The following is a 14,730-nucleotide window of genomic DNA, read 5'->3' as shown; positions in this document are numbered from 1 at the left end:
TGAGCTGTGCTTGATCTCTTGTTGGTCTAAGCTGGGTGGCACTTGCTATGGCTAATTGCTTTTCTGCTCATCGTTTAAACTCGACATTCCACTTAAGCGCCACTCGATTTTTCTAGGCGCTTTTCTAAGCGCAATGTCCCGCTAGATAAGGTAAGCAATTGTTGTTTAAATAGTTTAAGCTGATCAATGGGGATAGCCAATACAAACTTAATATTTTCTAGGTATTGCTCTTCGAGGACCTGAGTATTGGTTGATTTGATTAAATGCTGAATATCGCTAACTTGTTGGTAACTGACACTTAATAAGCGTGTTTCGGTTAGCACCTTATGGTGTGTTGGCAGCGCAGGCAGCGCTTCTTTAACAGCACCGCCGTAAGCGCGCTGTAAGCCACCGGTACCCAGCTTAACACCACCAAAATAGCGAACGACAATCGCGGCAACTTCACCTACGCCACTGCCTTGTAGCATCGCCAGCATTGGTCGACCGGCGGTGCCACTAGGTTCACCATCATCTGAAAAACCATAGGCTTGACTGTCTTGCGGTGCACCGCTGACAAAGGCATAGCAATGATGATTAGCATTGGGGTGCGCTTGTTGCAGCTCGGTCAGTCTGGCTTTCATTACGTGGTAACTATTGCAGGGAAACAAGTAACATAGAAAGCGACTGCGATTGACGACGGTCTCAACGAGTACCTCGTCAGTCGCAATTAAATAACCCGGCGCACTGGTGTACTCTTTATCCTTTACTTCCTTGGCCTTTAATTCCTGTGCTTTTATTTCCTTAGACGAGCGACTAAGCTCAGCCAAGGTTTAAGTCTCGAGTCATATTCTCGTTATGCGATTGATGAACGATAATGTTGTCTTCAATACGAATACCGCCAAATGGTTTGAATTTTTCCACTTGTGCCCAGTTAATTGCATTGCTGTGCTCACTCGCTTTGAGATCAGCTAACAAAGAGTCAATAAAGTATAAACCCGGCTCAATGGTAAAGACTTGTTCAGCCTCAACAGCACGTGATGTGCGTAAGAATGGATGCTGTGCAGGTGTATCTATATGAGTACCACGCTCGTCCGCCATAAAGCCGCCAACATCGTGTACTTGCAAGCCTAGGTGATGACCTAAGCCATGTGGGAAGAAGGTTGAGACTATGCCCTGTTCAGCAGCAACTTCTGCACTGCAATGAATCAAGTTAAATTCCGCCAGCACGCGGCCAATATCAAGGTAAGTTTCGCAGTGTAATTCAACATAACTTTTACCGGGTTTCAGGCCGTCAACCGCGTTAAGCATTAACTTGTCCATACGAGCAATCAGCGCTGCAAAGTCGTTTTGCTCATAGGCATAGGTACGCGTAATATCTGACGCATAGCCGTGATAGTTAGCGCCAGCATCAATCAAGAATGAACGGTGCTGCTCAGGTTTATTGCGCTCTAACGCTGTGTAATGAAGTATCGCCGCATTTTCATTAAGCGCAACAATATTGCCATATGGCGTTTCGCTATCGGTATGTGACGTAGCTTGCAGGTAAGCACGTTGAATTTCAAATTCAGATTCGCCTGCCATAAAGGCCGCTTTTGCTGCTAAGTGGCCTGCCACTGCGCGTTCATTTGATAAACGCATCAATGCCTGTTCATATGGGGTCTTGTACGCACGGTGAAAGTGCAGGTAACTTAATGCGCCATCTGGATTAATTTGCTCAAAGCCCAAGGCTTTAGCGACCTCAATATGCTCGCCGATATAAGCATAGTTTGCTTTATCGTAAGGCAGCAGCGCATCGACTTCTGCGGCATTTGTGATCACTTTAATGTCAAAAAACGGTGTCCAAAAATCATCTGTTAATGCTTCAACCTTGTGCCAAAAATCCACTGGTTGATAATAAATTAACACTGGCTTGTCATGACCATTAATCAGTAACCAGCTATTAGTTACATTGGTCAATGGCAACCAATGTTTAAAGTGTGGGTTTACTTTAAAAGGATACGAATTATCGTCTAAGAATACTTTTAATTCTTTACCTGAATGGATCACTAATCCTTCAAGGTTTTCACGATTAAGCACATTACGTGCTCGTGCTTGAAGTTCATTAATATGGGCAGGGTAAACATTGGCAAAGTTAGTCATAGAGGCTCTCTTGTGACGATTAATTACTCATAGCACCAACGTTGCGTGACAATCATTAAGCAACGCTGGGCACTAGTTGAAAATTTGGCTTATTTTAACCACTAATAGGCTGTAAACGCAGTAAAATAGTGCGAATTAGGTAAAAAACATCACTTTACTATCAAAGCTATTACGCCGGATTTGACAACGTTTGATGACGTTTTTACGATATTTTTCAGCCAAAGGCTTGGGTTATTGACTCAATGACGTAGTGCCTATTTTCATACCAAGCACAGTCGTAAATGGCGATTCCCCTTCACTATTGAGCTTATGCTGATAAATTTGTTTATAAGCGAGCACACTTTTTACGTATTCACGTGTTTCTTTAAAAGGAATAGTTTCAATCCAAATATCAGCGGGTAGTGTTTCGCCCTTTTCTAACCATTGCTTTACGCGATAAGGGCCAGCATTGTATGACGCAGTCGCCAATACTAAATTACCCTCATACCTGTCGAGTAAGCGTTTTAGATACTTAGTCCCTAGTTTGATATTATTTTTGGCATTGGCGAGATAACGGTTAGAAACCGCTTTTTTCTCTAGCTGTTTTGCCGTTGCTGGCATAATTTGCATCAGCCCACGCGCACCAGCAGAAGAATGGGCGTCACGCATAAACGAGCTTTCACGGCGTGCAATGGCAAATGCCCAACTAGGGTCAATGCTATGTTTGTCGGCATAGCTGGCGATATCTTCTTTGTAAGCCATTGGGAAACGCAGCTCGACATCGTCTAAATAACCTTGTGAGGCCAAGGTAAAAATCGGCCTGTCGAACCACCCTTGCTCAAAAGCAAACGAAGCCGCCGCAAGTTTTTCACTTTTTGATAAGGTGGCTAACCAGTAATTCCATTCTTTTCTGGCTTGGCTATAGCGTTCAAGGTGAAACAATTCAAAAGCGCGTTTAGCTGCTGGATTTTGAATAATGTTATCGATCACTTTGGCATCAACCAGCAGTGGGTTATGTTGTAAGCTAATGTTTTGGCTTAACCATTTAGCTGCCATAAAACCGTAGTAATGACGCTTTTTTGCCAAATCTAACATCAACTCGCGTGCCGCTTGGTCACGCCCGACTTCGGCCATACTGCGCGCATACCAATATTGCCACTGTGGTTTTTCTTGTAGGCGATCTGGTAATGCCAATAAGGTTTTTTGAATATCCGGCCAGTTTTGCTGTTTTAGTGCGGTTGCTAACTTCCATTGCACTAAGTTGCTATCGAGCTTGTCTGGTTTCACTTTGCTAAGCCAAGTATCCGCTTGCCCATGATGTTTAGTTGCCAAAGCGAGTGCAAAGCGCTTAGTGAGGTAATCTTGTTGCTGCTCGGTAAATGTAAATTTTTGCTGTGCCAACTGGTAGGTTTTTAACGCGCGCTCCGGATCACGCCAAATTAACCGTTTAAGGCCATAGGCCATAATTTGCGTTTCTTTTTCATTAAAGGTTTTAAAGCGAGAAAGCTTGGCAATATAGCTAGGGTCACGTCTTACCCGATGAAACAGTTTACCTAAGTACTGCTCTTCCTTTGGCAACAGCCCAGTTAAATAAGGAATTAAAGTATGCTTGCCACCATCTGCTGCAAGGCTCAATCGTTGCCAAACTAGATCTGGCGTAAGGTAGCCAGCTTTCTTCCAGCGTTTGAAAATTGGATCACAGGCCTTATCTTGCGACTTACCTACTAGCCACCATTGTTTTACTTGCGGCAGCACCACCTTTTCCGGCATGCCCCCTGCCAACTGATACCTTAACTGTGTACAGCTTAACTTAGCGTCGTTATTCGGTTTAAAAAACTTTAGAAAAAGCGCCTTGCGCTCTCGCTTAGCCAAATAGTTCAGCCATTTTTTACGCAATGGCCAATCTAGCGGTGTGCCCCGATACTCTGATAAAAACTCTTCAATTTCAGCCGCGTCGCTCAGGCGAATTTTGTCCATCAAGCGCTTTTGATCGAGATACGGCTGAAGCGGATAATAGTGTAATTGCTGATATAAGTTTTGATATTCAGGGGAATCTGGTTTCCACACATGTTTTTCAGCTTTTAAAAAGGTCGACCGCTGGTCAACTGAAGCCACTGTAGCTGGCGAACCAAGCAAGCCTGAGATTGCTGTTGCTGCAACAAAACAGAATGAAATAAGACGCCTATTGGGTAACATAAAACATGCGATGAAAAAGGGGCATAATTGAATTATTCACGCATCGCTAAGCAATGCAAGCGCTGAATCTCTGTTTTATCGGCATAACTTAGAAGTCTTACCAGATAATCAATAAATAGCCTGTTTATCGTTACGTTAAATGGTTAGCAGTAACAGTGTGTAAATTTTATACGGCTAAACTTTTATCTGATGAATGAATCAGGTAGGATCGCCGCCCTATTTATTTTGCACAAATTTAAATTTAGATAACGTTAAGGTTTACGAATGAGCGCTCAACAAACAGAAACTGATCATTTCCTTGATGCCATTGGCTTACGTTGCCCAGAGCCGGTGATGATGGTGCGTAAACATATTCGTAATATGGCCAGCGGCGAAACGCTATTTATCAAAGCGGACGATGCCTCAACGACACGCGATATTCCAAGCTTTTGTCGCTTTATGGAGCATGAGTTGGTTACTCAAGCGAGTGACGATGGGATTTATACCTACATTATTAAAAAAGCTTAGTTTTAGTTACCTGACTTCTACAGATAAGATATTGAATATAAAGAAAAAGGAGGCATCAGCCTCCTTTTTTAATCACTATGACTAGTCCTAACTAAGCCTAACTAAGGACAACAGTAACTGTTACTGCAATACCGAAATATCAGCAACTGCTAAGAAGCTGTTACGGATGTTATTTAATAGTGTCAAACGGTTAGTTTTCACCGCTTCATCATCTGCCATCACCATCACATGCTCGAAGAAGTTATCGATTTCTTCTTTAATAGTGGCTAATGAAGTTAGCACACTTTGATAGTCTTTATTTGCCATTGCTGGTGCTACTTGCTCAGCAACTTTAGCAAAGGCGCTAGCTAGTTGTTGCTCTGCCGCTTCTGATAATAACGAAGTATTAACGTCAGCCAGTAGCTCACCATCAAACTTAGCCAAGATATTACCAACACGTTTATTGGCTGCCGCTAAGGTTTCAGATTCCGCTAACGTTTTAAAATGCGCTACGGCACTGACACGTTGTTGGAAATCTAAAGGCGAAGTTGGCTTGTTTACTAGCACTGATTGAATAACATCAACGCTAATGCCTTGCTCTTCGAAATAAGCTTTAAAGCGCCCCATGACAAATTCAATGACATCAACGGCAACATTGTCATTAGTCAGTTTGTCACCAAACAGTGTTTGGCTATGAGCGATCAATGAAGCGATATCTAGGTTTAATTCTTTTTCAATAATAATACGAATTAAACCAATAGCAGCGCGGCGAAGTGCAAATGGGTCTTTGTCACCTTTTGGAGCTTGGCCAATACCAAAGATACCAACTAATGAATCTACTTTATCGGCAATCGCCACAGCACAGCCAATGTTTGCTTCTGGTAGACTGTCACCGGCAAAGCGTGGACGGTATTGATCTTCTAATGCTTGCGAAATCGCTTCTGACTCGCCATCATGCTGAGCATAGTATTTACCCATGGTTCCTTGAACTTGTGGGAACTCTAACACCATTTCACTCATCAAGTCGGTTTTACTCAGCAAACCAGCACGGTGTGCATCTGCTTTGCTTTCACCGATTTGTTCGGCAATAAAGCCACTTAATGCTGCAATGCGCTCAGACTTGTCTTTTAACGTGCCTAACTGTTTTTGGAACAATACAGATTCAAGGCTTGTTAAGCGTGACTCTAAGCTTTGCTTTTTATCGGTTTTAAAGAAGAATTCTGCATCCGCTAAACGTGGACGAATCACTTTTTCGTTACCGAAAATAACTTGCTGTGGATCTTTACTGTCGATATTAGCGACAAAGATAAACTGGTTTTTTAATTGACCATCTTTATCTTTTACCGGGAAGTATTTCTGGTGATCTTGCATCGAGTAAATTAATGGCTCTGCCGGCACTGACAAGAATTCCTCGTCAAAGCTCCCCACTAAGGTTACTGGCCATTCGTTTATGCTTGTTACTTCTTCAAGTAAACCAGCATCAACAATCGCATCACCATTAATATCGGCAGCCGCTTTCGCTACTTGCTCAACGATAAGCGCTTTACGCTTGTCGTAATCAGCAATAACAAAGGCAGACTCAAGCACAGCTTCATAGTTGTCGGCATGATCTAAGGTAATAAGACCGTCGTTTTCTTGGTAGTGGAAACGGTGACCTTGCAATTGGTTTGCCGATGCAACACCCAGTGCTTCGCCTGCAATTAACTCGCCACCAAACATCATAGTTAGTGTGTGTACTGGACGAATAAACTGTATGCGCTCGCTGCCCCAACGCATAGGTTTAGGGATAGGTAGTTTACCTAATGCAGTGACCACCATTGCAGGAATTAGTTCAGCAACGGTTTTACCCGATTGGCTTGCCTTGTGTAATAACCACTCACCTTTGTCTGTGGTTAAACGCTCTGCTTGTTCTACAGTGATACCGTTTGAGCGTGCCCAGCCTTCAGCAGCTTTCGTTGGCTTACCGTCAGCATCAAATGCAACGTTAGTTGCAGGACCACGCTTTTCAACTACTTTGTCAGCTTGTTTTGCCGCAAGTGCTTTCACTTGAACCGCTAAACGACGAGGAGATGCAAACCACTTACTGCTTTCAAACGCTAAGTCTGCTTGCTCTAATTGCGTAATAATTTGCTGATGGAAAGTGCTCGCCAGGGTGCTTAGTGCTTTTGGTGGTAATTCTTCCGTACCTAATTCGATAAGCAATGTTTCTGTCGTCATTATGCTTTCCCCTCAACTACTTTGTTTTTTGCGTTGGCACTTTCTTCTGCACGTGCACACAGCGGGAAGCCTAATGCTTCACGAGCATTGTAATAAGCTTCGGCACACGCTTTCGCTAAGGTTCTAACACGTAAGATATAACGTTGACGCTCAGTAACAGAAATCGCATGACGGGCATCAAGTAAGTTAAATGCGTGAGATGCTTTCATCACTTGCTCGTAAGCTGGTAAAGGTAAGCCCTTTTCAATTAAGTCTTGTGACACTTTTTCACACTGATCAAACTGATGGAATAAATCATTCACATCAGCGTGCTCGAAGTTATAAGCCGATTGCTCAACTTCGTTTTGATGGAAAACGTCGCCGTACATTACTTTACCCATAGGACCGTCAGTCCACACTAGGTCGTAGATACTGTCCACGTTTTGGATGTACATGGCTAAACGCTCTAAGCCGTAAGTAATTTCACCCGTCACTGGCGCACACTCTAAGCCACCTACTTGTTGGAAGTAAGTAAACTGGGTGATCTCCATACCGTTTAACCAAACTTCCCAACCAAGGCCCCATGCACCTAATGTTGGCGACTCCCAGTTATCTTCAACAAAACGAATGTCGTGAACAAGTGGGTCTATACCTAACTCTTTTAATGAGTTTAAGTATAACTCTTGGATGTTCTTTGGATTTGGCTTCAACATCACTTGGAATTGGTAGTAATGTTGCAGACGGTTCGGGTTTTCACCATAACGACCATCAGTTGGACGACGACACGGCTGCACGTAAGCGCTGCTCATTGGCTCAGGGCCAATAGCGCGTAAGAATGTCATTGGGTGGAAAGTTCCCGCGCCTACTTCTAAATCTAACGGCTGAATGATTACACAGCCTTGGCGAGACCAGTAATCTTGCAATTGCAAGATTAGCCCCTGAAAGGTTTTAATATCAAAGCTACTCATGTCGTTCCAAATGCGAGCCAAATGCTCTTTTTGCTAGTCGCTGTAAAGGATTTTAACGGTGAAAAACCTAAAAGAGCCCTGACAGCTTAAATGAATAAAAAAATAGTCGCCTAGTATACCCAATGGCGTTTATTTCGCCTAGGGCTAGCGCCTAAGAAACACAAGGTTTTCACATATTCCTCCAGCGGTTAGCAAAGATAAAATTTAGCAGGGTGAAACTGCACTGTTGAATGAAATATTTGAATGGTTGGTTTGACTTACTTTTGCCATTTGATAAGAAATAGAAACTCTTACTCTTAAAACAAAAAGCCCCACTACAATGTGGGGCTCTATCTTAAATGCTAAAGAATATTTAGTAGCACTATGTTTTTTAGTAGCTTACTGTTTTTGATTAGCTCGAACGGTTTCGATATCCAAGTAAGTCACCTTCTCTTTAACCAAACCATTTTCGAAAATAATGATATCAGCGGCAGGGATAGAATAAGGCTTGTCTGATGGCTTAAAGACATGAGGGCCAACTTGCGGCACTAGATTAGCCTCAATATGCATGTCATATTCAAATACGCCATAGTTATCGCCAATGATGACTTTTTTTGGTGTAGAAGAATAATTAGGCATTGAAGTAAATATTGCAGTTAACAGCTCGCGCAGTTCCGCTTTACCTTTTGCAGGCTTAACACCAGCAACCATAATACGAAATACTGTATCTTCAGTGTGAAGTGCTACCGCAGCTTCAACATCTTGCTCCGCCCAAGTTTTACCATAAGCTTTCAGTAATGCTGGAATATCTTGCTTTACCACTTCCTTTTCAGGCTCCCCCGCTAACGCCCATTTAGGTAAGACAAGTGCGGCTAGCATTAACGTGATGGCATATAAGCGACGGTTAGTTTTTTGTTTTGACACTGTGATTTCCCTTAATAACAGATTGTAATGTCTGTAACTAGGCTAGCATGGGTGCTTATAACGAACAATGCTAATAACCGCATACTACTATTAGTTAGCATTATATCGACCATATGGACAACTAATTTAGCTATATTGCCTATACTTGTCTTTTATATCTCTCTATCAACCATATGAATTGAAAAAGAAAAAGGCCACTTAACTTAAGTGGCCTTTGCTAATCTAGTTGTGTGTAATTATGTATTACGAGTTAAACAACTACACATCCAAGTTAGATACTTTTAATGCATTATCTTCGATAAAGTTACGGCGCGGTTCAACATGATCACCCATTAAAGTATTAAACAGTTGGTCTGCGGCGATTGCATCTTCAATGGTTACTTTTAACATTCGACGTGTTTCTGGGTCCATGGTTGTTTCCCAAAGTTGATCTGGGTTCATCTCACCTAGACCTTTGTAACGTTGAATGTATTGACCGCGTTTAGACTCAGCCATTAACCAGTTAAGCGCTTCTTCAAACGATGTGACTGGTTTAACTTTCTCACCACGCTTAACAAATGCTCCCTCTTCCATTAAGCCATTAATCGCGCTGTTAAGCTTCATAATCGCTTCAAACTCTTTCGAGTGAATGAAGTCATAGCTACAGTTATATTGCTTGTCTATGCCGTGTTGACGAACATTAAATACAGGGTGGTAAATATTTCGCTCAGCATCGTGCTTCACATCAACAGAGTAAATTGAACCATTGCCCTCTTGATTTTCAAGCTGCTCAATTAAGTTTGCTACCCAAGCTTCAACTTTAGTTTGTTCAGCAAAATCATCAACACCAACTTCATTGCTGTATACCATCTTCTCAAGAATATCTTGTGGAATTTGGCGTGAAATGCGTGAAATGGTATCCATGGTCGCGCGGTATTGATTAACTAACTGTTCTAACGCAATTTCAGAAATTGCAGGAGCAGATTCATTAACATGAATTTCAGCATTCTCAAGCGCGAGTGTAGTTAGGTATTCAGTTAGCGCTTCATCATCTTTGATATAACGCTCTTGCTTACCTTTCTTTACTTTATACAGTGGAGGTTGAGCAATGTATACATGACCACGCTCCATAATTTCTGGCATTTGACGGTAGAAGAAAGTCAGCAATAAGGTGCGAATGTGTGAACCATCGACATCCGCATCGGTCATGATAATGATGCTGTGGTAACGTAGTTTTTCAGGGTCGTATTCATCACGACCAATACCAGTACCTAATGCCGTGATTAATGTGCCAACTTCAGCAGATGAAATCATCTTATCAAAACGTGCTTTTTCAACGTTTAGAATCTTACCTTTTAGAGGCAAGATAGCTTGGTTCTTACGGTTACGACCTTGCTTAGCTGAGCCACCCGCAGAGTCACCCTCCACTATGTATAGTTCAGAAAGTGCTGGGTCTTTTTCCTGACAGTCAGCTAATTTACCCGGTAAACCAGCAATATCTAATGCACCTTTACGACGTGTCATTTCACGTGCTTTACGCGCTGCTTCACGGGCACGAGCGGCATCAATAATTTTCATAATGATGGTTTTAGCCGTACCTGGGTTTTCTAATAGGTAGTCGCCTAGCTTCTCACCCATGGCTTGTTCAACTGCCGTTTTTACTTCAGATGACACTAGCTTATCTTTAGTTTGTGAAGAGAATTTAGGATCAGGTACTTTCACTGAAATAACCGCAGTTAAACCTTCACGTGCGTCATCACCTGAGGTATTAGTTTCACCTTTCTTAGTTTTGTTTAAGCCTTCTTTCACCATGTAGCTGTTAAGCGTACGAGTCAGTGCAGCTCTAAAACCACTTAAGTGGGTACCACCATCACGTTGCGGAATGTTATTGGTAAAACAGAAAATATTTTCTTGGAAGCCATCGTTCCACTGCATTGCTACTTCAACAGTAATGCCATCTTCACGGTCTAAATCAAAGTAGAAAATCTCTTCATTGACCGGTGTTTTGTTGGTATTTAGGTAATCAACAAAGGCTTGAATACCACCTTCGTAATGGAAGTGTTCGCTCTTATCTTCTTCGCGTTCATCAATTAATTTGATTGAAACGCCAGAGTTCAGGAAAGAAAGCTCGCGAATTCGCTTAAGTAAGATATCGTAATGGAATTCAATATCAGAGAAGATGTCAGCACTTGGCCAGAAACGAACTTCTGTACCTGTTGACTCTGTTTCACCTACTTCGGCAAGTGGTGCTTGCGGTTCGCCTAGGTGATATTCTTGCTCATGCACTTTACCTGCACGGCGAATGGTTAGCATTAGCTTGTCACTTAAGGCGTTTACTACCGAAACACCTACACCATGAAGACCACCAGAAACTTTGTAGCCAGAATCTTCACCACCAAATTTACCACCAGCGTGAAGTACCGTCATGATAACTTCTGCTGCTGAAACGCCTTCTTCAGGGTGAATATCGGTTGGAATACCACGACCATCATCCCTAACAGACACTGAGCCATCTAAATGAATGGTAACGATAATGTCGTTACAGTGCCCTGCTAACGCTTCATCAATAGAGTTATCTAAAACCTCAAATACCATGTGGTGTAAACCTGTACCATCATCAGTGTCACCGATGTACATCCCAGGTCTTTTACGAACAGCATCAAGTCCTTTTAAGACTTTAATACTGTCCGAACCATAATCGTTTTCTACTGTCATAGCGTTTAGCCTATTTCTTCTATTCTTGAAATTTTGCCATGTTCCACGTGAAACATAGTGTAGTTTTCTTGTTGCTTAAGTTTGTCTTGTTCAAGCTTGTCTAGCAAGGGTTGAATTGCTGCAATATCAATCGCTGATATTGCAACCTGACAGTTCAATAATTTAAGCGCTTGATAAAATCGACTTCGCGATTCGGTATCTAATTCTGCACCTATATCATCTATAAGCAAAATTGCTTTTACTTGCTTTACTTGCTCAATTAATTTCATTTGAGCAAAAGTTAATGCAACTAAAAACAACTTTTGTTGCCCTCGTGACAACTTAAGTTCTATCGGCTTTCCTGACACTAAAAATTTAATATCAAATTTATGAGCGCCTGCTGCAGTGAAGCCTTGTTTAAACTCCTTCTCTTTAAAACTTACTAATGTATCAACTAATTCCTTATTCGCCGACCAGCCTCGAAAATAACTTAGCGTAATTTCAGGCGATAGTTCAGGCATCAATATATCGAGCCAAATTGATAACTCGTCAGCGAGTTGTTCACAATACGCTTGTCTAAGTTCTGCTAAAACAGTAGAAGCTCTTATAAATTCGTTAGTCCAGTATGCAAAATGCTGATTGTCCAAACGACTTTTAATACAAGCGTTGCGATGTTTTAATATCTTTGCGAACAACTTCCACGAAGAACTGAACTTATGTTCCACGTGAAACAATCCTAAATCTAAGAATTTTCTCCGCTCTTTTGCTCCGCCAAAAAACAATTTAAAACTTTCTGGTGTCACTATTTGTACAGCAAAATGATCAGCCAACTCAGAAAGCTTATTAATACGATTGCCTTGCTTTTTTATTAAAAAGCTCACATTGTCTTTGTGCTTACTTAAGCCAAAACTAAGCTGCTCTTCATCTTTTACATTGATGAAAAATTCTTCTTCATCAAAATGACAAACAGTATCAGATTTAGTCGTTCTGAAAGACTTGCCGTGCCCTACAAAAAAAATAGCTTCTAAAAAGCTACTTTTTCCGGAGCCATTATCACCAAGGATAAAATTTAATTGGCGATTTAGTTGTATACGCTGTTCTGCTAAGTTACGAAAATTGTTTACGTAGACTGAATCTATACTCATTACAAACGCATTGGCATAACAACGTAGAGTGCTTCGCCTGATTCGCGCCCTTCAATAACAACACTACTATTAGCATCAGCTAAGGTAAATTTTACCTCTTGTTCTTTAATGGCATTCAGTACATCAAGTACATAACTAACATTAAAACCAATTTCTAAATCTTCATATGGGAAGCTAATTTCGATGACTTCTTCTGCCTGCTCTTGCTCAGGATTATTTGCTGTAATCTTTAATTCATTAGCAGCAAAATTCAAACGCACCCCTTTAAACTTTTCATTCGATAGAATAGATGCGCGAGACAACACTTGGCGCAAAAGATCTTTATTCGTTTCAAGTACTTTATCGCCATTTCTTGGCAACACGCGACGATAGTCTGGGAAACGACCATCCACTAACTTACTGGTAAAAGAGTATTCATTATCAATGATACGCACATGGTTTGAACCAAGGAAAACCTGAATCTCTTCATCCACTGGATCTAACAAACGGATAATTTCTAAAATACCCTTGCGAGGGACAATAACTTGTCGTGCCGGTAAAGCTAGGGACTCATTGGCAATTTTGCATATAGCTAAGCGGTGACCATCTGTCGCAACTGAACGTATTTCACTTCCTTCCGTTTCAATAGACATACCGTTAAGATAGTACCTAACATCTTGATTTGCCATGGAAAAATGAGTACTTTCGATCAAGCGCAACAGTTCAGATTTCATAATTCTGAACTCTACATCACCTTTCCATTCTTCAATATTAGGAAAGTCAGTTGCAGGTAAGGTTGATAACGAATAACGACTTCGACCCGTACTGATAATAACCGTCTCACCTTGTGCCTCGAACGTTAAACGAGAATCTTCTGGTAAGCTTTTACAAATATCGAGTAATTTTTTTGCAGGTACCGTAAGTTTACCGCTATCCCCTTCATTTTCAATCTGGGTACCAGCGACCATTTCTAATTCTAAATCAGTGGCGGTTAGCGTTAATGACTGATCACTAATCTCAAAAAGGATATTACTTAAGATAGGTAAGGTACTTTTACGCTCAACCGCACCCGATACCAATAACAAAGGTTTAAGTAATGATTCCCTATTAAGTGAAAACTTCATGCTATATACCTGTTTTATTTTATTCCGTTAGGAAGACAGTGTTCTTATTAAGTTTGAATAATCTTCTTTAATGTCGTGCGTTTCTTCGCGCAAGTCTTTCACCTTGCGGCAAGCATGTAATACTGTTGTATGGTCGCGGCCACCAAAAGCATCACCAATCTCAGGTAAACTGTGATTCGTTAATTCTTTAGATAATGCCATTGCTATTTGTCGAGGTCTAGCCACTGACCGACTACGTCGTTTTGACAACAAGTCAGCCACTTTAATTTTGTAATATTCAGCAACTGTTTTTTGAATATTGTCAATTGTGACCAGCTTGTCTTGCAAGGCCAATAAATCCCGCAGTGCTTCTCGAACAAAATCAATCGTAATCGGTCGTCCAGTGAAGTTAGCATTAGCAATTACACGGTTCAATGCACCCTCTAATTCTCTCACATTTGAGCGCAAACGTTTAGCAATAAAAAACGCAACTTCATCCGCTAGATTGATTTGGCTTTCTTGCGCTTTGCGCTTCAAAATTGCGACGCGAGTTTCTAACTCTGGCGGTTCGATCGCCAGTGTTAAGCCCCAACCAAAACGAGACTTCAAACGATCCTCTACCCCTTCAATCTCTTTGGGGTAACGATCACTGGTTAAAATGATCTGTTGATTACCTTCTAACAAGGCGTTAAAAGTGTGGAAAAACTCTTCCTGCGTTCGCTCTTTATTAGCGAAAAACTGGATATCATCGATCAATAGCGCATCGACCGATCGATAGTATTGTTTAAACTTTTCTATCGCATTATTTTGCAGCGCTTTGACCATATCTTGGACAAAGCGTTCTGAGTGCATGTAGGCAATTTTAGCTTTAGGATCATTGAGTAAAATGCCATTTCCCACGGCGTGCAATAAGTGAGTTTTACCTAGGCCTGTGCCACCATAAATAAACAATGGGTTATAAGCTGAGCCAGGGTTATCAGCAAC

11 protein-coding genes are annotated in these 14,730 nt (G+C 41.5%); 1 reads left to right on the top strand and 10 read right to left on the bottom strand.

Translation table 11 applies throughout. The features are described 5' to 3' along the window. Window positions 1-92 precede the first annotated feature (92 nt). The 3 genes from DXX92_RS00055 to DXX92_RS00045 form a co-directional block, all read right to left on the bottom strand. Window positions 93-806: a YigZ family protein gene (locus DXX92_RS00055; RefSeq protein WP_245961363.1), complete on the bottom strand. Its 714-nt coding sequence runs from the start codon at window positions 804-806 to the stop codon at window positions 93-95. Further along, window positions 799-2,118 carry a Xaa-Pro dipeptidase gene (gene pepQ / locus DXX92_RS00050; protein WP_115998556.1) on the bottom strand — a complete coding sequence of 440 codons (1,320 nt, stop codon included), beginning with the start codon at window positions 2,116-2,118 and terminating at the stop codon, window positions 799-801. The genes DXX92_RS00055 and pepQ overlap by 8 nt, the downstream gene beginning before the upstream one ends. Before the next feature lie 231 nt (window positions 2,119-2,349). After that, a complete protein-coding gene (locus tag DXX92_RS00045; protein WP_181901657.1) occupies window positions 2,350-4,164 on the bottom strand; it encodes a transglycosylase SLT domain-containing protein in 1,815 nt (604 codons plus the stop codon). A 393-nt stretch (window positions 4,165-4,557) separates the two neighbouring features. Between DXX92_RS00045 and tusA the strand changes: the two genes are divergently transcribed. Next, a complete protein-coding gene (tusA, locus tag DXX92_RS00040) occupies window positions 4,558-4,800 on the top strand; it encodes a sulfurtransferase TusA (protein ID WP_115998554.1) in 243 nt (80 codons plus the stop codon). Between the two features lie 120 nt (window positions 4,801-4,920). Here tusA and glyS read toward each other — a convergent pair whose 3' ends face one another. From glyS to dnaA, 7 genes are all read right to left on the bottom strand, one after another. Continuing rightward, a complete protein-coding gene (gene glyS, locus DXX92_RS00035) occupies window positions 4,921-6,996 on the bottom strand; it encodes a glycine--tRNA ligase subunit beta (protein ID WP_115998553.1) in 2,076 nt (691 codons plus the stop codon). Further along, entirely contained in the window at window positions 6,996-7,943 is a 948-nt protein-coding gene (glyQ, locus tag DXX92_RS00030; RefSeq protein WP_115998552.1) for a glycine--tRNA ligase subunit alpha, read from the bottom strand. The genes glyS and glyQ overlap by 1 nt, the downstream gene beginning before the upstream one ends. A gap of 378 nt (window positions 7,944-8,321) precedes the next feature. Then, window positions 8,322-8,846, bottom strand: a complete 525-nt coding sequence (locus DXX92_RS00025; RefSeq protein WP_115998551.1) for a nuclear transport factor 2 family protein — start codon at window positions 8,844-8,846, stop codon at window positions 8,322-8,324. 258 nt (window positions 8,847-9,104) lie between these two features. After that, window positions 9,105-11,540 carry a DNA topoisomerase (ATP-hydrolyzing) subunit B gene (gene gyrB / locus DXX92_RS00020; protein WP_115998550.1) on the bottom strand — a complete coding sequence of 812 codons (2,436 nt, stop codon included), beginning with the start codon at window positions 11,538-11,540 and terminating at the stop codon, window positions 9,105-9,107. 5 nt (window positions 11,541-11,545) lie between these two features. Beyond that, window positions 11,546-12,664 (bottom strand): DNA replication/repair protein RecF, encoded by a 1,119-nt coding sequence (gene recF, locus DXX92_RS00015; RefSeq protein ID WP_115998549.1) that lies wholly within the window; start codon window positions 12,662-12,664, stop codon window positions 11,546-11,548. After that, window positions 12,664-13,767 carry a DNA polymerase III subunit beta gene (dnaN, locus tag DXX92_RS00010; protein WP_115998548.1) on the bottom strand — a complete coding sequence of 368 codons (1,104 nt, stop codon included), beginning with the start codon at window positions 13,765-13,767 and terminating at the stop codon, window positions 12,664-12,666. The genes recF and dnaN overlap by 1 nt, the downstream gene beginning before the upstream one ends. A gap of 27 nt (window positions 13,768-13,794) precedes the next feature. Then, window positions 13,795-14,730: chromosomal replication initiator protein DnaA (gene dnaA / locus DXX92_RS00005; RefSeq protein ID WP_115998547.1), on the bottom strand; the 936-nt coding region annotated here is incomplete at its 5' end.

Origin of the sequence: Thalassotalea euphylliae (assembly GCF_003390395.1) — a bacterium.
Lineage (GTDB): Bacteria > Pseudomonadota > Gammaproteobacteria > Enterobacterales > Alteromonadaceae > Thalassotalea_F > Thalassotalea_F euphylliae_C.
This window is presented reverse-complemented; position numbering and strand designations above follow the sequence as displayed.